General features: G+C 48.9%; 16 protein-coding genes. 11 read left to right on the top strand and 5 right to left on the bottom strand.

Going from position 1 to position 21,646, the window contains the following annotated elements; genetic code table 11:
- The first annotated feature begins 134 nt into the window (after positions 1-134).
- The 4 genes from AC58QC_RS28415 (at position 135) to AC58QC_RS28400 (ending at position 3,839) form a co-directional block, all read left to right on the top strand.
- On the top strand, positions 135-995 hold the full coding sequence (locus AC58QC_RS28415) for an inositol monophosphatase family protein (RefSeq protein ID WP_497418389.1): 861 nt from the start codon (positions 135-137) through the stop codon (positions 993-995).
- A gap of 203 nt (positions 996-1,198) precedes the next feature.
- Positions 1,199-2,164, top strand: a complete 966-nt coding sequence (locus AC58QC_RS28410; RefSeq protein ID WP_497418388.1) for a sugar kinase — start codon at positions 1,199-1,201, stop codon at positions 2,162-2,164.
- Between the two features lie 62 nt (positions 2,165-2,226).
- On the top strand, positions 2,227-2,889 hold the full coding sequence (locus AC58QC_RS28405; protein ID WP_497418387.1) for a bifunctional 2-keto-4-hydroxyglutarate aldolase/2-keto-3-deoxy-6-phosphogluconate aldolase: 663 nt from the start codon (positions 2,227-2,229) through the stop codon (positions 2,887-2,889).
- Between the two features lie 74 nt (positions 2,890-2,963).
- Positions 2,964-3,839 carry a DinB family protein gene (locus AC58QC_RS28400; protein WP_497418386.1) on the top strand — a complete coding sequence of 292 codons (876 nt, stop codon included), beginning with the start codon at positions 2,964-2,966 and terminating at the stop codon, positions 3,837-3,839.
- Positions 3,840-4,103: 264 nt separating this feature from the next.
- On the opposite strand, the gene AC58QC_RS28395 is transcribed toward AC58QC_RS28400, so the two are convergent.
- From AC58QC_RS28395 to AC58QC_RS28380, 4 genes are all read right to left on the bottom strand, one after another.
- Positions 4,104-4,229 (bottom strand): DUF6254 family protein, encoded by a 126-nt coding sequence (locus AC58QC_RS28395; RefSeq protein WP_497418385.1) that lies wholly within the window; start codon positions 4,227-4,229, stop codon positions 4,104-4,106.
- 145 nt (positions 4,230-4,374) lie between these two features.
- Entirely contained in the window at positions 4,375-8,916 is a 4,542-nt protein-coding gene (locus AC58QC_RS28390) for a glutamate synthase-related protein (protein WP_497418384.1), read from the bottom strand.
- A 518-nt stretch (positions 8,917-9,434) separates the two neighbouring features.
- A complete protein-coding gene (locus AC58QC_RS28385; protein WP_497418383.1) occupies positions 9,435-10,781 on the bottom strand; it encodes a glutamate-1-semialdehyde 2,1-aminomutase in 1,347 nt (448 codons plus the stop codon).
- A gap of 739 nt (positions 10,782-11,520) precedes the next feature.
- The gene (locus tag AC58QC_RS28380; protein WP_497418382.1) at positions 11,521-12,567 is read right to left on the bottom strand and encodes an LCP family protein; all 1,047 of its coding nucleotides are present in this window, start codon (positions 12,565-12,567) and stop codon (positions 11,521-11,523) included.
- A 231-nt stretch (positions 12,568-12,798) separates the two neighbouring features.
- Between AC58QC_RS28380 and AC58QC_RS28375 the strand changes: the two genes are divergently transcribed.
- The 3 genes from AC58QC_RS28375 to AC58QC_RS28365 are packed head-to-tail and all read left to right on the top strand — an operon-like array spanning position 12,799 to position 15,427.
- A complete protein-coding gene (locus tag AC58QC_RS28375; protein WP_497418381.1) occupies positions 12,799-13,851 on the top strand; it encodes an ABC transporter ATP-binding protein in 1,053 nt (350 codons plus the stop codon).
- The gene (locus tag AC58QC_RS28370) at positions 13,844-14,638 is read left to right on the top strand and encodes an ABC transporter permease (RefSeq protein WP_497418380.1); all 795 of its coding nucleotides are present in this window, start codon (positions 13,844-13,846) and stop codon (positions 14,636-14,638) included. Before AC58QC_RS28375 ends, AC58QC_RS28370 begins: the two co-directional genes overlap by 8 nt.
- A 3-nt stretch (positions 14,639-14,641) precedes the next feature.
- The gene (locus AC58QC_RS28365) at positions 14,642-15,427 is read left to right on the top strand and encodes an ABC transporter permease (protein WP_497418379.1); all 786 of its coding nucleotides are present in this window, start codon (positions 14,642-14,644) and stop codon (positions 15,425-15,427) included.
- An 82-nt stretch (positions 15,428-15,509) separates the two neighbouring features.
- On the opposite strand, the gene AC58QC_RS28360 is transcribed toward AC58QC_RS28365, so the two are convergent.
- Positions 15,510-16,412, bottom strand: a complete 903-nt coding sequence (locus AC58QC_RS28360) for a YheC/YheD family protein (protein ID WP_497418378.1) — start codon at positions 16,410-16,412, stop codon at positions 15,510-15,512.
- Positions 16,413-16,609: 197 nt separating this feature from the next.
- On the opposite strand from AC58QC_RS28360, the gene AC58QC_RS28355 reads away from it, so the two are divergent.
- From AC58QC_RS28355 to AC58QC_RS28340, 4 genes are all read left to right on the top strand, one after another.
- On the top strand, positions 16,610-17,821 hold the full coding sequence (locus AC58QC_RS28355; RefSeq protein ID WP_497418377.1) for a phenylacetate--CoA ligase family protein: 1,212 nt from the start codon (positions 16,610-16,612) through the stop codon (positions 17,819-17,821).
- A gap of 15 nt (positions 17,822-17,836) precedes the next feature.
- Positions 17,837-18,802, top strand: a complete 966-nt coding sequence (gene sbnA, locus AC58QC_RS28350; protein ID WP_497418376.1) for a 2,3-diaminopropionate biosynthesis protein SbnA — start codon at positions 17,837-17,839, stop codon at positions 18,800-18,802.
- 16 nt (positions 18,803-18,818) lie between these two features.
- Entirely contained in the window at positions 18,819-19,799 is a 981-nt protein-coding gene (locus AC58QC_RS28345) for a 2,3-diaminopropionate biosynthesis protein SbnB (RefSeq protein WP_497418375.1), read from the top strand.
- Positions 19,800-20,354: 555 nt separating this feature from the next.
- A complete protein-coding gene (locus AC58QC_RS28340) occupies positions 20,355-21,632 on the top strand; it encodes a phytoene desaturase family protein (RefSeq protein WP_497418374.1) in 1,278 nt (425 codons plus the stop codon).
- The last annotated feature ends 14 nt before the right edge of the window (positions 21,633-21,646 follow it).

Raw genomic sequence — 21,646 nt, 5'->3', positions numbered from 1 at the left:
TTTTTTTTCGTTTATTTTGGCGCCAATGTGAAAATGTACGAATAATTTAGGATGAAACGCACTAGTATTAGAAACGTATAATTTACTATACTTAACGTATTATCTAAATTAATGAAAAGAAAGAGTTGATATAAATGGTGCACGGTGAGACGGAAGCCTTCGTAGTTGGGAGTAAAAGTTTTACAGCTGTAGCTATTAATACGGCAGCCAAAGCAGGACAATGGATCAAGACAAGGCTCGGGGACATCAATCATGTGGGGACGAAACACTCCGCTCAAGATTTGGTAACAGAGGTCGATAAAGGTTCGGAGAAGCTGATTCGGAATTTAATTATGACACATTTCCCAGACCATTCCATCCTCGGGGAGGAAGGCGTTGAGCCAGGTCCGGAGGCGTCGGCCAAAGCGCTGCAAGAGATGAGTGACGAAGAGTATCTCTGGATCGTGGATCCGATCGATGGAACGACGAACTTCGTTCACGGTTTTCCTTTCTTCTCGGTATCGATTGCGCTTGCGCATAAGGGTGAAGTCATCGTAGGTGTCGTATACGACCCATCACGCGACGAGCTGTTCGTTGCTGAGAAAGGGAAAGGCGCCTACATGCACGGCAAAAAAACAGAGGTCTCCGAAGACGAGACGCTGCTCACCAGTTTAATCGCCACGGGGTTCCCAGCGGATCGCGATGGGGCTTTGCCGATTAACCTGAAGGGCGTTCAGGCGTTATCCCCTAAGGTCCGCAACATTCGAGTGGCAGGCTCTGCTGCGCTGCATTTGGCTTATGTGGCTGCGGGACGTCTAAGCGGATTTTGGGAAATTGGTCTCAATGCATGGGACATTGCAGCAGGTGCCTTGATCATTCAAGAGTCAGGCGGTCGTGTAACAGATTCCGAAGGCAAGCCTTATCATTTGGGGGTCCGGAATGTATTAGCGTCGAATGGACGCATTCATGAGGAGTTCCAGCATGAGCTAGCAGTGGCAGAGGCGACAGGGTTATGAGATAAGAAGCAACCTCTTGCAAGGTCGTTCCATGAGGAATGATTGCGCAAGAGGTTTTTTCCTCTATTTGGAAATGGTGTGGCCCTGCTTAAAAGTCTGGTGAAATCCGTACAAATCCACTATAATATGAGATATCTCATTTATTTAAACGTTTCAATCAACGGGACACGCGGAGTCGTGATCAGAATGGATGGAGTGCTTCTATGTCAGTAAATACAGGATCAGGACCAGATATTATTACGTTCGGAGAAACAATGGCACTGTTAATGCCTTCAGGCGGTAAAGGCTTGGAGTACTCTGCTGAGCTGCATAGCTTGTTTGGTGGTGCAGAGAGCAATGTAGCGATCGGCATTTCACGTCTTGGCGGCAGCGTAGGCTGGTTCGGCAGGCTAGGTAAGGACCCGCTGGGTCGTATGATTTTCAAAAAAATCCGTGGTGAAGGCGTCGATGTTTCTCGTGCGGAGTTGACTGCAGAGGCGCCAACAGGGCTCATGATGCGTGAAGTCCTGATGGGCAAAACATCCGTATATTACTACCGCAAAAACTCGGCAGCAAGTCAGATGAGTCCGAAACATTTGGACGAAGCGTACATCGCTGGGGCTAAAATAATGCATATTACCGGTATCACACCGGCGTTAAGTGAGTCATGTAGAGAGGCAGCTTTCGAAGCTGTTCGCTTGGCACGCAAGCATGGCGTGAAGGTTAGCTTCGATCCGAATTTACGCTTGAAGCTGTGGAGCATCGAAGAGGCGCGTCCTGTTCTGCTCGAGCTTGCGAAGCTGTCTGATATTTTCTTGCCAGGCTTGGATGAGCTGAAGCTTCTTTACCAAACAGAAGACTGGGATGTCATCGTGAGCAAGCTGCGCGAGTTGTCGGCCGTTTCCATCGTTAAAGGTGGAGAAGATGTGACGTATGTAGTTACAGCTGATTCCATTACGACCGTGCCTTACTTCAAAGCGGAGCAAGTCGTTGATACCGTGGGCGCGGGCGATGGGTTTTGTGCTGGCTTTTTGGTTGGCGTGCTGAAGGCGTATGAGTACCCTGAAGCCGTTCGCATCGGGAATTTGGTTGGCTCCATGATCGTGCAGGCGGAAGGCGACTGGGAAGGCGCTCCGACGTGGGAGCAAGTGGATGCGGTACTTAACAATATTAAACATATAGAACGTTAATTGCTCGGTAGACGTTACGAAACATAACTCATACAAGCTTACACAAAGAAGGGAAGATGATTGTGAAAAAACTTCAATTACTTCAGCAAATTACAAATGAGGGTGTTGTTGCCGTCCTACGCGGTGAAACGCCAGAAGAAGTCGTCGAAATGGCGGACCAAGCGATCGCCGGCGGTATTAAAGTCATCGAAGTCACGATGACCGTACCTTTCGCGCTGCGCGCGATCGAGGAGCTTGCGAAGCGCTACTCGAGCACAGCGAAGGACGCGTCCAAGTACGCGATTATCGGGGTGGGCACAGCCCTAGACCCTGAAACGGCGCGTGCCGCGATTCTAAGCGGGGCCGAGTTCGTTGTCGGCCCGTCCTTGAACCCGAGCACGGTTACGCTGTGTAACCGGTATCGTGTACCGATCATGCCAGGGTGCATGACGATCGCTGATATCCAAACCGCCTTGGAGTTAGGTGTGGATATTGTAAAGCTCTTCCCGGGCAATCTTTACTCCCCGGCGATGATTAAGGCCATTAAAGGTCCGCTGCCACAGGCGAACATCATGCCGACAGGCGGGGTTTCGCTGAGCAACCTCGGCGAGTGGATCCAGGCCGGCGCAGTTGCCGTCGGCATCGGCTCCGACTTGACCAGCGAAGCGGTCAAAACAGGAAACTACAGCCTTGTAGCGAAGAAGGCTGCTCAATATATCGAGGCCTACCAAGCGGCCAAGAAGTAGGCATGGAAAGTGCGCTCGCTCCGTCGAAATTAGGACGGAGCGTATTTTTTTGTGCTGAACTTGAGGAGGCAACCATGTATCAAGGGCGGGCTAGACTTTTGCTGAGAGTGGACAACCTGGAGGCTTCATTAGTTTTTTATATCGATCAAATGGGGTGGGAACTGATTCAGCTAGCTGAAGGGAACTTAGCGGCATTACTGCGCATTGGTGGAACAGAGGATGAGGCTGTATTGATTACTGTAGGAGGAGCTCAGGAGGAGTTAGAGTCCTACTTGGACCGTTGGATGCATCCAAATCACACCAGCCCACAACCTGGGAGTCTCGTGTACGCTGGCGTTCGTTCTGTAGCTGAGATGGAGTTGAGCTTGCAGTCAAATGGTTGCAATGTTTTAATGACGAGCCAAGAAGAGCCGGGGCACATTCGTGAACTGCATGTACCCAGTATAGACGGGTTCACACTGGTGTATTGGGAGGAACTGTTTCCCTCTGAGAGCGACATAATGTTGATGTACGAAGTGGGAGTAGCAGAGCTGGAGAAGGCGATAGAAGGCCTATCCGAGGCTCAACTCAGCTTAAGGGAAGTGCCTGGGAAGTGGTCGATTCGCGAGCATGTTTTGCATTTGATCGACTTAGAGCTAATCACCTTGCACAAATTGAAATTTGCCCTAGCCGAGCCTGGGCGGATGTACCAAGGCAATTCATTTCAACCCGATGATTGGCAGCGTGGATTGGCGTATATAGAGCGACCGATTGTGAACGAAGTACAACTATTCCGAGCGGCGAGAGGGCATATTCTAGGCGTGTGCAAGCACCTGCCGGATGCGCTAGAGCGAACCATTCGAGCAACCAATCGAGAAGAAAGCGTTGCCCAATTATTGAAAATGATGGCCGGACACGCGAATCATCACCTTCGCGCGGTGAAGCGAATTCGTGAAAAACATGGCTGCTAAACTAACATAATACATGGCACTATGAACACTATCCCCAAAGCTCAGCTCTAGCTTAGTTTTGGCGACCTGAGTATAGGGGATAGTGCCTGGAGATCAAGCAATGAGGACTATCCCTAAGGCTCAGGATCCAGTAAAGTTGCCAGTCGTCCAACCGAAATTGACCTACACACAAAGAACCCGAAGACCCTGTTTCCGCAGAAACGGGTCGAACGGGCTCTTTGTGTTGGTCCCTCTTAACGTGTGGGAGGAGAGGGGGTTACTTATTTACTTCTGGTTTTCCGCTTCATATTCGCTGGCGAATTCCGCCAGGGCTTTCACCTTACCATGTGGATGTTGAGCTTGTTTACGACCCTTCCATGCAGCTTCTTCGCGGCGTTTTGAGTGGCTCATCGCTAAAAACCTCCTCTGGCATGCGGATGGTGTTGCACTAATAAAATGTGATACATGAGGTTATTTTATGCAAAGTAGATAACATCTCTTTACGAAAAAACTCCACCAGACCGATGAAGGTCTGATGGAGCTTTTTACAATTATACTATTCCGTAGCAACGGATTGGTCAGCTTGCATGTTGACCGGGGAGATACGGATGAAGCTAGCTTCAAGATTACCCAGCAAAGCTTCGATTTTCGCAGCGGCTTCGGATTGACCGGAGTTCGCAAGCTCAGCGTGATAAGCTGTAAGCAATTCGGTAAGATCTTTTTTACTTTGAAGGCCGATAGGCTCAAGTTTAACTTTAGCGCCTTTGGCGATACGACGTTCGATGGCTGCTTGATCAAGACCCATTTCCGGCACTAGACGTTGGTAGATAACCCCACCGGTCATACCAGCACAGATCCATGGACCTGGATCGCCCATAACAACGGCACGGCCGTTTGTCATGTACTCGAACGCGAAGCCTTTGAGGTTCGCACGAGCAGCTAAACCACCAAGCTCATCTTGTAAAGGTGTCGTGATTTCGCCGCCGAAGACAACGTCAGCACCGGAGAAACGGATACATGCACGTGTATCTGCACTGCCTTGAATCAAGAACAAACCTTTTTGAGCGCCGTAACCGAACGATTTACCAACGCTACCATTGATGAAGGTGTTATTTTGGCCAAGTGATTTCACGATAGCAACTTTACCACCGAAAGCCATTTTACCAAGACCATCTTCAGCACCGCCATGGACAGTGATGTTAACGCCACGTGCGTTGAATGCGGCAAGACCGTTACCTGGAACAGAACCGTCAACAAGGTTCAGCGCAACAGCTGGAAGCTCATCGTAGCTGCCGTTGAAACGGTCTCTTACACGATGGCTAGAGTAGCGAGTTCCAAGGATACGGGACTCGGCATCCACTTTGGACCAGTTGCGAACGACAGGAGCATCGAATGATACGGAATCCGGGAAGAATTCCAAACCTTCTGCACCAGCCGCGATACGGATATCGGACGAAACTGCTGCTTCTTCAGCCGCTCTTGTCTCTTCAGAGATGAACTGAAGTGGAGCTGGACGAAGAATGTCGGATAGATCAATACGTTCAACGTGGCTGATTTGTTCCAATAGATCGGAACGGCCAACGAGTTCTTGTAAGCTTTTGAAACCAAGGGAAGCAACGACTTCACGTACTTCTTCACCCATCGAACCGAACAAACGAACCAAGCTGTCAACAGCTAGATCGAATTGACGCGGTACGAAACGGCGAAGACCTTTTTCTTCGGCTTCTTCCATGGAATCGATTTGTGTGGCGATACCAACGTGACAAGTGTCCAAATGACAACCACGACATGTTGTACAACCAATGGATTGCATCGCGATACTACCGAAGCCTGCACGGTTCGCACCGAGCATAACCATTTTAACAACGTCAGCGCCTGATTTCAGACCGCCATCGGACCATAGCTCAACGCGGTGACGAAGACCGGCTTCAATCAAAGCAACGTGAGCAAGCTTCGTACCAATCTCCGTAGGAAGACCAACGTGAGTCAAGGAGTGGATACGAGCAGCACCTGTACCGCCATCGAAACCGGAAAGGGTAATAACGTCAGCGCCAGCTTTGGCAACACCAACTGCAATCGTACCGATACCAGGAACAACTGGGATTTTCACGATGATTTTGGCTTTACGTCCGCTACCTTCTTTAAGCTCGGAAATGATTTGCGCCAAATCCTCGATGGAGTAAATATCGTGGTTGTTGGATGGCGAGATCAGGTCTGAACCGATTGTAGCGTTACGTGCTTCAGCGATTTTCGCTGTTACTTTGGAGCCTGGTAAGTGACCGCCTTCACCTGGCTTTGCCCCTTGACCGATTTTGATCTCAAGGAAAGCTACAGCGTTAGCAAGCTCAATGTTTACACCGAAACGTCCGGAAGCGACTTGCGCTCCGCGCGTTTTTTTGTAACGGCCTAACATATCTTTAATCTCTCCGCCCTCGCCGTTCATGGTAACCATGTTCAGACGTTCGCCGGCTTCAGCATAGGCACGGAAAGCTGTTTCATTCTGTGAACCGAAGGACATGGATGAAATCAACATCGGCAAGGAATGACCGCCAATGGAAATATCAACTTGTGACGGATCAAGTGGCTGACGGCCATCGCTAATTGCTTTGAAGCCCGCAATATGACGAATGGAAATCGGATTCTTCTTCTCTTCTTCACGCAGCTTGTCGCGGTAGTCGCTGTAAGGAGCAGCTCCTGATGCAGCATCGCCTAGGGCTTTCCACATACGTTGGAAGAAACGGAAGTTCTTCGCTGCTTTCGCTTTCGGGTTCGTGTAATCCACATAACGTGCTTCAGCTTCAGCTTCAAGCTGTGCAAAGCCAGTTCCTGCTTTTTCACTACCCAAGTAGTTCACGATATCTAGCACCTCGGATACTTCCGGATGGAAGCCAATGGAGGAGAAGAAACGTGTGTACCCGCGAAGCTCATGTGTACCGATAGTTGAAATGACTTTTTCAAGTCCTTTCGTAAGAGCCGCGTATACTTTACGTGCTGCTGCTGCGTTGCCTTCTTTGTCAGAAGCCGTGGAGAACAACAAGTAAGGTGAAATCACATCTGCACCAAGACCACAAGCTACCGCGATATCATGCAGGCTGCGGATAGCAGCTGAACGAAGGATCAGCGTAACATGGCGGCGCAGGTTATCGCCGAAACCAAGCTTTTCCGCACGAAGTGCGATATCGATTTTGGAAACAACAAGGTGCGGATCAAGCCACAAACGGTCGTTTTGGTGAGCTTCTGCATCGTCCAAGACGAGAAGTACAGCGCCATCGCGTGCTGCAGAGATTGCATCTTCTGCAAGTTTGTTCAAGCCATCCTTTAGAGAAGTTCCTCTAGCGAATGTTGCGGATAGTACAGCTACTTTGTTATCGCCTTGTGCGCGGAATTGTGCCAATAATTGTTCGAATGAGGGCTGTGACAAGTGCTCTTCACTGCCTACACCGTTCGTTCCTTCAAGAACAAGCGGAGCAAGAAGCTCAAGACGAAGGTTAGTATCAACCTGTGCAAATACAGGAAGACGAGCTCCAGCGATAACACGCGTGGAGAAATGCTCCATTTCACGGTCGCGGTCAATGGCCGGATTCGTTACGACAGCAACACTTTCTTTAATGAAGTCAGGCACGTTCTGGCGTTCCCATGCAAGCGCTGCGTGAGGTGAATCATGACCCAATGAACGAATCGGCTCAGCGCCAGTTTCGGACATGGATTCAATGTGTGAAATGCCGTCACGATCCCAACCAAATGCACTGTACACTTGATCTGTTGTAACAATATTCTCATTAAGCTCGGCTTCTGTATTCGTTTGGGCAGGGTTCAAATAAGAGCGGAGACCGCCAAAATTCACACGCTTGCTTACACGCTCATATACCAGGGTTTGAACTTCATGATAAGGAATAACTTGAATATGTTCGCCTGGTGTTAGTACAACACCGACTTTCTCACCTGGAGCAATTGGCTTCGGATCAGCAACCATTTCGCCAACCGTAATAACACCTTGCTCGGATGAGAAGTATAGGGATGTATCACTTTCAACCATCCATACCGGACGAAGACCTAGCGCATCAACGCTAAAAATACACTCATTACCGTAACGGGAAACAATACCCGCTGGACCTTGTGCAAAGTGGCCCCATACTTGACGGTAGTACACGTATAGATCTTGAAGCTCCGGACGGAACTGTTTCATTTCATTAATAATAGGAGGGAATACCATTTCCATGGCTTCGAAAAGGGACAATCCAAAACGGTGAATGAACGTTTCGATCGTTCTGTTCATGTCTTGGGAGTCAGAGCCGCCGCTAACAAGCGGAACACCAACCATGTCAGCTTCAAGACGAAGTTTCTTTACCGTGTTAATTTCACCGTTGTGTCCAAGAAGGGAGAACGGTTGAACGCGGAAGAAGCTGGACAATGTGTTTGTTGAATAACGGTTATGACCGATCGTAACTTGGGACGCAAATAAAGGATCACGCAAGTCGTTAAAATATTTAGGAAGGATGCTTGCTGCACCTAGTACTTTGTAGGCAGAAGTCACATTGCTTAGTGTCGCAACATGTACGTTGTAACGATCTTCAATCGCAATATGCAGCTCATACAGGTGATCGGCAACTTGACCTTCAGTCTTGTTGCTAATCGCTGCAATTTGCCAGAACGTAGGCTCATCGAGCAAACCGTTGGCGCCAAGCGAACCGCTGTCAACGAGGTTTTCTTGCTCAAGAATAATGGATACATCATGGGAGGCAAAAAGCTCACGAATGCCGTTTTGAATCTCAGTAACAGTCAAGTCCAGCTTTCTTGGAACAAAGATATGTCCAACAGAAAAACGGTTGTCATAGGCAAGTTTGCCGTCCAGACCCGCGTCTGTTAATTTCTTTTCCCAGAGAGCACGTGGAATGTCTGTTAGAATACCGCAACCATCGCCTTCACCATTGATAAATCCTGAACGATGTTCCATTTTAACAAGGGCATCAATCGTTTTTTGGATGTTATCACGGGAAGGGTGACCATTTTTTTCAATAATACAAATAATACCGCAGCTGTCGTGTTCGGTTCCTAGTAGATCTTGAAAACGGCCTTCATTACGCATAATTTCATTCATTGCTCTGGTCAGTCGCCTGACCGTCACCTCCCATACATAATTAAACTCCTCTTGCTTACGCTTCTTGCATTCTGGCGCTGATGAGCCTGCCAGCTCTCACATTTTAGGGAGAAAAGCCACTATTTGCTTAAATCCGAAATATGCATGATTGTGTATAAAAATGCAATATTACTGAATAACATGCCAATTTACAGGAGATAAAACTCTCGAAATATGGCATAAATCGACTCGTAGGAAAGTAAGGCATCGCACACAAAAAACCGTGTAGGATTTGTAAATCATGCCCTAACTTTCTAGGAAAATACTGTGTATTCAAGCCGTTTCGCTAAAAGGGTAAAAGTAATCTTAGAATAGCATGAAAAACTTCATCCGACAATACTTGCAGACGTAAATCACGAATGTAAGCGTTACCTTTTTTGTATATTGGTGAATAAAACCATAATTCATACAACTCTAGTAGGGGTAGAAAGACGAACGAACTATAATCCTGATAGGATCATAGTTCGTTTTTGGGACAATCAGCGTGTTTTCATCACTTTGAAAGCGCGATCTGCAGCTTCAAGCGTTTGGGCAATGTCGTCCTCGGTATGAGCGATCGTCATGAACCATGCTTCGTATTTGGACGGGGCAAGATTGATGCCTTGCTCCAGCATGAGACGGAAGAAATCGGCGAAGCGTTCACTATCGGTATCTTGCGCTTCATCATAGTTGGTGATTGGATGATCACAGAAGTGGGTAGAGAAGGCGCCGCCAATGCGGTTCAACGTGAGGGCGATGCCGTGGCGGGCGGCGGATTCTGCGATGCCGCTAGCTAGAGTTGTGCCAAGCTGCTCGAGCTTGGCATATACACCTGCCTGCTGGAGCACCTCCAAGCAGGCGATGCCGGCCGAGATGGAGGCGGGATTCCCCGCCATCGTGCCGGCTTGATAAGCAGGTCCGAGCGGTGCGACCTGCTCCATCACTTCCTTGCGGCCCCCGTAGGCCCCGATCGGCAGCCCGCCGCCGATCACTTTGCCTAGGGCCGTCAGGTCCGGCTCCACGGCGGCGAAGCGCGCCGCCGCCTCGGTAGCGCCTCCCTCTAGAATAGGGAGGCCTTCATAGGTCTGTGCCGATCCGTAATGGAATCGGAACGCCGTGATGACCTCGTCGTAGATGACGAGGGCACCGTGCTTGCGAGCAGCTGTGCAGAGCTGCTCGAGGTAACCGGCATGGGGCATAACCATGCCGAAGTTGCCGACGATGGGCTCCACCATCACCGCGGCGATCTCTTCACCCCAACGCGCAAGCGCGGCCTCGAGTGCCGGAATGTCGTTGAACGGCACGGTGATGACCTCTTGCGCGATGCTGGCCGGCACGCCAGCGCTGTCCGGCGTGCCCAGGGTTGACGGCCCGGAGCCGGCCGCCACCAGTACGAGATCCGAGTGGCCGTGGTAGCACCCGGCAAACTTAATGATCTTGGTGCGCTTTGTGAAAGCGCGCGCCACGCGGATCGTCGTCATCACGGCCTCAGTGCCGGAGTTGACGAAGCGCACTTTGTCGAGCGAGGGAATCGCCGACTTCAGCATGCGGGCGAACTCGATCTCGAGTTCGGTCGGGGTGCCGTACAGCGTGCCATTCTGTGCGGCGCGGCAAATCGCCTCGGTAACGTGCGGATGCGCGTGACCGGTAATGATCGGACCATAGGCGGCGAGGTAGTCAATGAAGCGATTTCCGTCTACGTCCCAGAAGTGTGCGCCTTGCGCACGCTTCATGAAGACGGGCGCGCCGCCGCCAACGGCTTTGAACGAACGGGAAGGGGAGTTGACCCCGCCGACGATGTGTTGCAGTGCTTCTTGATAAAGTAGCTCAGATTGTTTGCGTTCCATGGAAATCATCATTCCTTTATATGTATTAGTTTTTGAATTCGTTAGGTTCATACGCGATTGGAGGTTTCCGCCAACGAGCAATGACGTTTCACAAATGACAGATTCTCACTTTTGTCACAGTCATTTGGTCTAGTTATATACCGGATCTCCACCAACGAGCAATGACGTTTCACAAATGACAGATTCTCACTTTTGTCACAGTCAGTCATGTGGTCTAGTTATATAACTCGGATCTCCACCAACGAGTAAATGACGTTTCACAAATGACAGATTATCACTTTTGTCACAGTCAGTCATTTGGTCTAGTTATATCCCGGATCTCCACCAACGAGTAAATGACGCTTTACAAATGACAGATTCTCACTTTTGTCACAGTCAGTCATTTGGTCTAGTTATTTCCCGGATCTCCACCAACGAGCAATGACGTTTCACAAAGGACAGATTCTCACTTTTGTCACAGTCAGTCATGTGGTCTAGTTATATCTCGGATCTCCACCAACGAGTAAATGACATTTCACAAATGACAGATTCTCACTTTTGTCACAGGCGATTACTTCGTCTCGATATACCCTGCGTCTGCGTACCCCGCATCTCCCGCACCACTCAGTAACTTTCGCAATCCCAACCCCTCACCACATCAACAGCGGCGATCTTATAAGCCCCTCATACAGAAAAATAAGAGTGGATACCCACTCTTATTATCCGCTTTTTTATCTTATTTTTTAACCTATTCTTGTGCTTACTTCACTGTTTTCCCTGTGACCTTCGGCGTTGGAGAAGGGGATGGTTTCGTTGGACCTGAATCGGCGTCCGCTTTGCCAGCAAAAAGGTCTTTGATATATTGCTGAAGCTTCAATTTATCTGCTGTGATGACGGAAGCGCCGCGAATAGTTTTCTCAACGAGCAGCTCAGAAGGAGGAAGCTGAGATGAAACGATGCCATCCGCTTTGGCTTCGTAGCCGAGACTACCTAGCTTGAGCATGTCCGTTACACTAAGATTCGTATCAATATACGGATCGATTGCATTCAGGATACGCGGCAGCTTGATCAGCGATGAGGTTGATTGCATTTTTGCCGCAACAGCCGTTAGGAACTTCCGTTGTCTCTCAGTTCGGGAGAAGTCAGATAACGCATCGTGTCGGAAGCGTACGTACTGTAGGGCTGTTTTGCCATCCAGATGCTGCTTTCCTTTTTTCAAATTAATATCATACACATGATCATCTTCGGAGTCGGAATATTTCATGTCTTTCTCGACATCAATATCGATACCGCCAACAGCGTCAATGAGTGCGATAAAGCCTTTGAAGTCTGTGTAAACGTAATATTGAACTGGAATACCAAGCAGATCGCTCACGGTTTTCATGGCCAAATTAGGACCGCCCATCGTGATCGCCGTATTAATCCGATCTTCGCCTTGGCCAGGGATTTTCACGTAGGTGTCCCGTAGAATCGAGAACAGATGAGCCTTTTTCGTGACCGGATCGATGGAGGCTAGCATAATACTGTCTGATCTTGGTAACTCGTTCTTCACCATGCCACGAGAATCGCCGCCTAACAGCAAAATATTCACCCGCTGCTTGCTTTCCCATTTCGGTGGTGTGAATTTATCTCCATTTTCCTTCACAGTGTTTGGAATTAAGGTAGTGCTTCCAGTTCCTTTGCCATCTGTATTCTCTGATTTATGCGAGATATTATTTGCAAAGCTGTAGAAAGCGTAAGAATAATAGCCAGCGCCCACTAGAAGGAGCATAACAATCAGGAGCATGGTCCGTTTGAAGATTTTCATACTAGGTAAGCTCCTTTCCAAGGTGAAATTCAGCGTGATTTAAAGGGAAATACGATACATGCTAATCTGTACTTTTTTTTCTTACAGAATTGAGTTATCATGAGCATGTTGTACGGTTGTATGAAACGTCATTATGATCCATATTATAGATGCTACGAAACTTCGATAGCAAGTTATGACGAATGTTGCCGTAATCTGTAACCGAGACGACAAAGTCAGGGGGGAAGACGCATGTTAGCCATAGATGTTCAAATGCTGCGTAAAGAATTTCAAGTTCAGCAAAGCCGCGGTGGCCTCAAAGGAGCCGTGCAAGATTTATTCAAGAGAGAGTATAAGCAAATCACAGCTGTGAAGGACATAAGCTTTCAAATTCCGAAAGGCGAAATTTGTGGATATATTGGTGAAAATGGTGCTGGGAAGTCAACGACAATCAAAATGCTTACGGGCATTCTTGTGCCGACTTCCGGTCACATCAAAGTGAATGGGTACGTGCCTTTCAAAGAGCGTGAGAAATTCGTCGCCGGGATCGGTGTAGTTTTCGGTCAACGCAGTCAGCTCTGGTGGGACATTGGTGTTGTAGAGTCCTTCCAGCTGTTGAGAAAGGTGTATCGTGTCTCCGAAGCCGATTACAAGAAACGCCTCGACGAGCTCGTCGACCGTTTGCAGCTGTCGGATCTCCTTTCACGACCTGTCCGTAAGCTCAGCTTGGGTCAGCGGATGCGTTGTGAATTAGCGGCTTCACTGCTGCATAATCCTGAAATCCTATTTCTGGATGAGCCAACCATTGGCCTCGATATTGTAGTTAAAACAGAAATTCGTGAATTTCTGAAATCACTCAATCAGCGATATGAAACGACGATCTTGCTGACAACGCATGATTTGCAGGACATTGAGGCGCTGTGCTCCCGTGTTATTATGCTAGATGACGGCAGAATTATTTATGATGGTGGTCTAGAAGAGTTGAAAGCCAGATGGGGCAAGGGAAAGGAAGTTGTGCTGCAATTTGAGCGACCAACAACCTTGGCTCGTCTCCAAGAGCTGACCCTCGGTTTGGATGTAGCTTGGCAGTTAGACAATGAGCTATCCGCCAAAGTATTCATTCCTTACGAAAGAGCGAATATCTCCGAGGTGCTTAGCCGCGTCGTTGGCGTGCTGCAAATCCAAGATATTAAGATTAATGAAACGAATACGGATGATATCGTCCGTGAAATTTATAAATCCGGCTCTGCCGAAGTGAAACGCTTGGACATCGATCAGCCAGAGGGAGTCACGACCCATGCATAAAGCTTATATAGAAGTAATCCGCATGCGGTTTCTCATGATGCTCGCTTATCGGGTGAATTATTACAGCGGGATCCTGATTTATGCGCTCAATATTGGCTCCTACTATTTCGTCTACAAAGCGATTTACGGGGACCAAGACATCATCGGAGGTCTTACACTGGGTCAAATGACAACGTATGTTGCGATCTCCTGGATGGGCCGCGCATTTTATTTCAATAATTTAGATCGTGAAATTGCAAATGAGATTCGAGATGGCAGTGTAGCGATTCAATTCATCCGGCCTTACAATTATATATTTGTTAAAATGATGCAGGGCCTAGGCGAAGGCATATTCCGACTGCTGCTCTTCATGACACCTGGTATGATCTTAATCTGGCTGCTGCTCCCGATTCAGTTACCAACAGATCCGAGCTTGTGGGTCATCTACTTCGTAATGTTGTTCTTCAGCTTTCTAATTAATACGCAGTTGAATATCATTACGGGCTTGTTTGCCTTTTTCCTCGAAAATAATGAAGGTCTCATGCGCATGAAGCGCGTAGCGGTTGACCTTTTTTCAGGGCTTATCATTCCGATTTCCTTTTTCCCAGGATGGTCGAAGTCCATTCTTGAGTGGCTGCCATTTCAGGCGATCACTTATTTACCCAGCGCAGTGTTTACAGGTAAAATAACAGGCAATGCAATACTCCAAAATTTTGGCGTACAAGTGCTGTGGTTCCTGCTCTTGATTATTCCGATTTATGTACTGTGGGTTAAATCCAAAACACGTCTTTTCGTGCAGGGAGGGTAACGCATGTTCTATATCACCCTCGTTTTCGAATATTTCAAAAACTACATGAAAACAAGGCTCACCTACCGATCTGATTTCTGGATTGAAGTGCTGTCCGACTTGTTATTCAATGGATTGAATCTATTCTTCATTCTTGTCGTCTTTATGCAAACGCAATCGCTTGGCGGCTGGAATCAAGAACAAATTTTGTTCATCTACGGTTATTTTATGATCCCATATGGCATATTTATTTCCTTTTTTAATCTGTGGGGCTTCAGTGAGCGCTACATTGTCAAAGGGGAAATGGACCGCGTCCTGACAAGGCCTGCTTACAATCTGTGGCAGCTTATGATGGAAAATCTCGATCCTGCTTCTATGTTCAGCGCGTTGGCCGGCTTGGTCGTCATGATCTATTCCTGGGTACAGTTGGACCTGCCGTTCCATTGGCATGATCCGCTGATTTTCATCGTCATGGTGGTGGGGTCGATCCTCATTTATGCAGGGGTATACATTTCTCTGACATCATTAGCCTTCTTCTCCGATGCGCCGACGGGTATCCTGCCGTTGATTTGGAACATTCAGAACTACGGGCGGTATCCTGCGACGATTTACAATAAATTGCTGCGAAGTATTCTGACCTGGATTCTACCGTTTGCGTTCGTTGGCTTCTATCCGGCCGCGTATTTCATTGATCCAGAGAACTGGAAATGGTTCGCCCTACTTACCCCTGTGGTTGGCATCGCGTTTAGTGTGCTTGGCATCACGGTCTGGAATATTGGCGTGAAGCGGTATCGCGGCGCAGGTTCATAACAAAAAGCAAAGCTGTCCAACAAGGTTTTATTACTTGAGGACAGCTTTTTTCATTTATCCGAGTTGAGAGGTTGAAACCAGATCATTCACTATCCAAAGGTGGTTCAAAAGCTGGTTCAAAAGCTGGTTCAGAAGTTGGTTCAGAAGGAGGTTCTACGCTCGGAAGAGGCTGCTCAGTAGAAGCGGTCGAAAACCGCTGTTTCGGCGCCTTCTTCGCCTTCGAGCAGGTCAAATCGTACTTTCGGCCATTCGCTCTGCCGAATTGGATGATTTTACGGATGATGGATTTGTCCTCCAGCTTGGTGAAGGGACAGGGGTCTGGCCGCGTGTTGACCTCGAGGATCCAAGGCTTGAGCTTATGATCGACGGCGATGTCGATGCCGAGCTCATTCATGGCAGGGTATGCGCGACCTAATTGAACAGAGGTCAAATAGGCGATTCTCTCCATTTTGAACATTAGAATAGACGTTGCATCAACACCGAATTGGGGTTCCAAGAGGTCATATGGACTGTAGATGGTGCCGCCTTGACTGCCATTGGTTACGGCTTTCTGCGGATGAGCAACCCGTGCTGCAGTTCCAGTGCATACCCATTTCCCCGAAGGGCTTCGCTGAATCATGACCCGGAAATCGAAGGGATTCCCCTCATGCTTTAGCACATGGATACCTTTCTGAATGAGATAACGCTTGGTGCCGCAACGATGCAGCAGGGATTGGTACAGCTTCTCAAACGTCGGAAAACGATAAATGTGTACGCCGCTTTGATAGCGGTAGGCTCCTCCCTTTTTCTCGACACGCATGACGCCTATACCAAGGGAACCTATGTCGGGCTTCACATAGAGCATGCCGTGCTCGGTGAGCATGGCCAATAGCCTATTTCGATCAAAAGGATGCGTAGTTGGCACATACTGGCGCAGCTTCGCATTCCGAAGCGTGATGCGTGTTTTAATCCATTTGCTTGAAACGGCCTTCAGTGAACTTGTCATGGCTGCGATCCTTTCTCTAGTGAGCATGGCATTTCATTATGCATTATGATATGAGCGTTTGCGGAGGCAGGGAACAGGGATTCAGGTTTCTACATCAGGAAATCAGAACGATGGGCAGGAAGGGCGCATAGGATATGTAGTCAGGTGTTTTGGGGGTTCGTATAGTCAGTACGGTTGAGAGGAGGAACATCACAACCATGCACATCAAAGATACGATTGAGGTGATGAAGCGGCAATTTCCCTGGCTGCTAGAGGGGGTAGAGGCTTCGTCGGACCAAGAAGGGTTTGGAGAGCTGGCTGCGCTGCCGCTTGTGTCAGCTGGGATGTTGGAATCGTTTTACTACACGGATACCAACCCTTTGCTGCAGCAAGCGGATTTGAATCGCTATCAGACGTCAGGCACGAGCTCCAAGCGGCGTAAGACGATTTTCTACTCAAAATCGGACGAAGAAGCTTATTTGCGAATCAAACTGGACGTTTTCCGCAACATTCTGGTAGGCACCAGTTACCGAAGTGCGATGGCTGATATGGGCACGGGGCATGCGGAGGCAACGGCGGTCGAGGTTTTTCGCGAGCTCGGGATGGAGGTAGAGTCGGTATCCTTTCGGCTTCCCATCGAGCAGCATATTGAACGGCTTCAAAGCTTTAGACCCGAAGTGTTGTATACGATGCCGTCCATTTTGGATCGCATATTGCAAGCGTCGGAGAATCCTGCTGGCTATGGCATCCAGTACGTCATTCTCGTTGGAGAGATTGCTTCGCCAGGCTGGCGGCAGCGTATTGCTGAAAGATTAGGCATTGCAGAAGCGTGTGTCACTGATACGTACGGCTCGATCGAGATTGGGACGATCGCTTACTTTTCCCACCAGCATGGCAGGTATTTGTTTACAGAGGGCATCGTTGCAGAAGGCGTCCATGCGGAGCTGCTGGATGATATGGAGCCGCTGCCGGATGAGCTGGAGCAAGTGCTGGTCCTCACTTCGACAGTAAGGGATTCGTTCCCAGCGCTGCGTTATGTCACCTACGATATCGTGCGTGATTTGAGAGTAATCGATGTAGATGGTGTCCCCACGCAGACCTTTCAGAGCATCGTAAAACGTATAGGGCCTGACCTAAAGCACGGAGAGAAAATCAGTATCTATGACATTGAGGATGTTGTCTATCATCACCTTCGTGAAGCGAGCGTTCGAGTACAGGTTAGCGGCAACGCATTAACGGTGTATGTCTACAGCGCGTTAGCAACGACAGCCATTCTGGACCGCATTCGTGCGGATGTGGAGAACCACATTCCAGCGATCGGCATGATGATAAAAGCTCAGCTTTTAGAGGGCATTCAAGTTATCGGGGGCACCTTTGAGGATTCACACAACCGCAACTCCGTGAAAAATAAAAAGATTTTTTACACGTAAAAGGAGGGGAAGCGAATGGAGCTTGAAGGAGGTATTGTCCACGCGATCGGACGTACGCCGCTTATTCGGCTGTCGCGCTTGTTCAAGGATCAGCCCTTTGAGGTATATGGCAAAATGGAATGGATGAACCCTGGGGGCAGTGCAAAGGATCGGCCTGCCCTGTTTATGCTGCGGGAAGCGATACGCCGAGGCGAGGTGACGAGCGAGAGTGTCATTGTAGAATCTAGCTCCGGCAACCTGGCTATCAGTCTGGCTCAACTCTGCCGATATCTCGGGCTTCGTTTCATCTGTGTTGTCGATCCTCGTACGACGCAGCAACATTTGCAAATCATCCGCAGCTTTCATGGAGAAATCGACCTCGTTACCGTGCCGGATGAGGCAACGGGTGAGTTTCTGCCGGCTCGGATTCGGCGAGTAGCTGAGTTGGTTCGGCAAATTCCGAACGCCTATTGGACCAATCAGTACGGAAGCCCAGACAATGCGCTTGCTCATAGCGAGACAACGATGCGGGAAATTGGCGAGCAGCTAGGAGCGGTGGATTATTTATTTTGCGGAGTTAGCTCGTGTGGAACGATTCGAGGTTGTATGGAATACATTCGCGCGCGCGGATGGTCCACACAGATCGTGGCGGTGGATGCCGAGGGCAGTGTTATTTTTGGCGGGGAAAAAGGTTCACGGAAGTTCCCTGGATTAGGCGCGGGAATCACGCCAGGCTTGCATCGGCACGATGTTGCGGATAGGGTCATGTACGTATCCGATAGGGATTGCGTAGAGGGCTGTCGCGCTCTAGTGCATGAGGAAGCCGTTCTGGCAGGTGCCTCCTCAGGAGGCGTTATTTCGGCCATACGCAAAATGAGCCGTTCCATTCCGCCGGGAGCGGTTTGCGCAGCCATATTGCCGGATCGCGGTGAACGGTATTTAAGTACAGTGTACAACGATGAATGGGTACAGAGTGAGATAGGGTATAAACCGAGTAACTAGCATGGGAGACTAGCGGATGTTGTATTTACAGGATGACCATATCCGAGAAATCGGAATCGATTGGAAGAAGCTGACCGACATCATTCAAGATGTTGTCGCGATACAAGATAGCGGGGACTGTGCTCACCCCTTGAAGCCATACTTACGCTTTCGCGATCCCAAGAACCGCATTATTGCGATGCCTGCCTATGTAGGTGGTAACATCGATATGTCGGGTATCAAATGGATTGCGAGCTTTCCAAACAATCGCCTTTTGGGACTTCCCCGGGCCCATAATACGTTGATTCTGAATAAACCCTCGACGGGTGAGCCTACGGCATTTATCCACAGCGGCTTGCTAAATGGTTTGCGGACCGCAGCGGTTAGCGGTGTGATGTTGGGCCAATTTGTGAAAGTCAGGCGGCCTGACCGTTTACGCATTCTCTTAATCGGATGGGGACCGATTGGACGCCTGCATTTGGATATGTGTTTAACGTTATTTGGGGAACGGATTGAGCATGTAAGCCTTTATGATCTTAAGGGTGTTGACCCAGCGACGATTCCAGCAGCTATTCAAGAGAAGACACAGATTGTAGGTGATTGGCGAGATGGCTACCGCGAGGCTAATGTGATTATGACCTGCACCGTGTCAGAAGATAGATATATCGATGAGGCTCCACCTCAAGGTGCGCTTCTACTCAATGTTTCCCTCCGAGATTATAAACCTGAAAGTGTGTCGGGCGTGAAAGCGATCATCGTGGATGATTGGCGCGAAGTATGCCGGGAGCAGACGGATATCGAGCAGTTGCACCTCCTGTATTACTTACAGGAATCGGATGTACGTACCTTAGCCGATGTGGTGCTTCGCGACCAACTTGCAAGTGTGAGCGCCGAGGAGCCCATTTATTTTAATCCGATGGGCTTAGGTATCTTCGATATTGCTATTGCGGGCTACTATTGGAAGGAAGCTGTTCGGCTGAATAAGGGAGTTACGTTAGATGGGAGTCGGGGGAAATAGCGTTGATCGAGGATCGAGCAGATACTAGAACTGAGACGCGAGACACAAGAACGGAGACTCGAGACCCGCAGATACGGAACTACGTTCCGCTATTTTGCCCCAAATAGCCAATTTCCCGACGAAACGGAACGTGAGGACGTTATTTCATCCAAAAAGTGTGTTTGGAGGGTAATATTCATGAAATAGCGGAACCACGTTCCTCAATTTTTAAATATAGACGATATTCACCTAAATAGCGGATCTACGTTCCGTTTCGTTTCGTTTCGCTGAGGGCTTGCTGCGAATGGTGTGTAAGGCGTAGGCGGTATGATCACAAAAGTAAACAGAGGTCGTCTCTCCCTAGAGGCGGCCTATATGTGTTATACACATCTATCCACAGAGTTACCCACAAGTCCACAGGGCCTTAAGTCCCTATTGTGTATAACTTATTCGACGCATATCAACATATCCACATTTGTAGTTATCCACAGAAATAGCTTTGTGGATTATTTTTTTGTCACAAAACATGCTCCTATTTCGCCTTATAGAGGGAAAGCGAAACGGAGGATGATGAATATGACAAAATACGACACTGCCATCATTGGTGGAGGCTTAGCTGGATTCATTGCTGCTATTGAAGTAGCGAAGGGTGGCAGAAGCGTTGTACTTCTGGAACGATCGGGACGAATGGGCGGCAGAGCGATGACAAATAAGAAAAATGGTGTGCTACTCAACCTTGGCGGGCATGCCTTATACCGTGCAGGAGATGCCTTTCGAATCCTGCATGAGCTTGATGTTCGCATCGAAGGAGGCCCGCCTTCCTCAAAGGTCAACGCTTTGTGGAACCATGAGCTAGTGCCGATGCCGGCAACGCCGCTCAGCATGCTCACATCGAAGCTGCTGTCGTGGTCTGGGAAGATGGGACTTCTGCGACTCGTTGTGCGGTTAACCAAAATGGACGCAAGCAAGGTTGGAAACGCATCGCTGAGAGAGTGGGCGGAGCAAGAAATTGTTAATCCGATGGTTCGTCATATTTTTTACTCCTTGTGCCGTACGGCAACTTACACGCATGATCCGGATCATCAGCTTGCTGGTCCGGTGCTCGGGCAAGTACAGCGTTCATTAAAAGGAGTGCTCTACCTCCACGGAGGTTGGCAAACGATCATTGATCAGCTCCATGAGAAAGCGATTGAAGCGGGTGTCCACATCATAAGTGGTTCCGACGTGAAAGAAATCTTTCATACGAATGGCCAGGTGCAGGGCCTCAAACTTGCTGATGAAGCAATGCTAGAAGTATCGCATGTCATCAGTACCGCGTCCCCATCTGAGACCTACAAGCTAGTCCCAAACGCAGACCGAACGATTTTGAAGCAATGGAAGGACGAAGCGCGCCCCTCGAAGGCCGCATGCCTTGACTTAGGCTTGAAGAGACTCTCCGTTCCAGGTCGAGATGTCGCGATCGCGCTGGATCAACCGATCTTTTTCTCGCATCACACCTTAAATGCTAAGCTTAGTGAGGATGGCACCCTAGTCGTGCATATGGTCAAATATAACGGATCTGGGGAAAGTAATCCGAAGGATGATGAGGACGTCCTTACAGCTGCAATGAATACCCTGCATCCAGGCTGGGAACAAGAAGTCGTAGCCAGACAGTTTCTGCCGAACATGACGGTCGTCCACGACACCTTGCATGTAGGTAAATCCAATTTGCAAACGGGTCCAGCCGTCGAAGGCATTCGCGGTCTTTATGTAGCTGGGGACTGGGTCAGCCATGGCGAAATGCTTGCAGATGCCTCGGCGGCGAGTGCTAGACGCGCGGCCCAAGCTATTTTAAAAACGCCTCAGTTCGCTTAAAATTACCCTATAAC

The organism is Paenibacillus sp. J22P51 (genome assembly GCF_059692215.1).
This window is presented reverse-complemented; position numbering and strand designations above follow the sequence as displayed.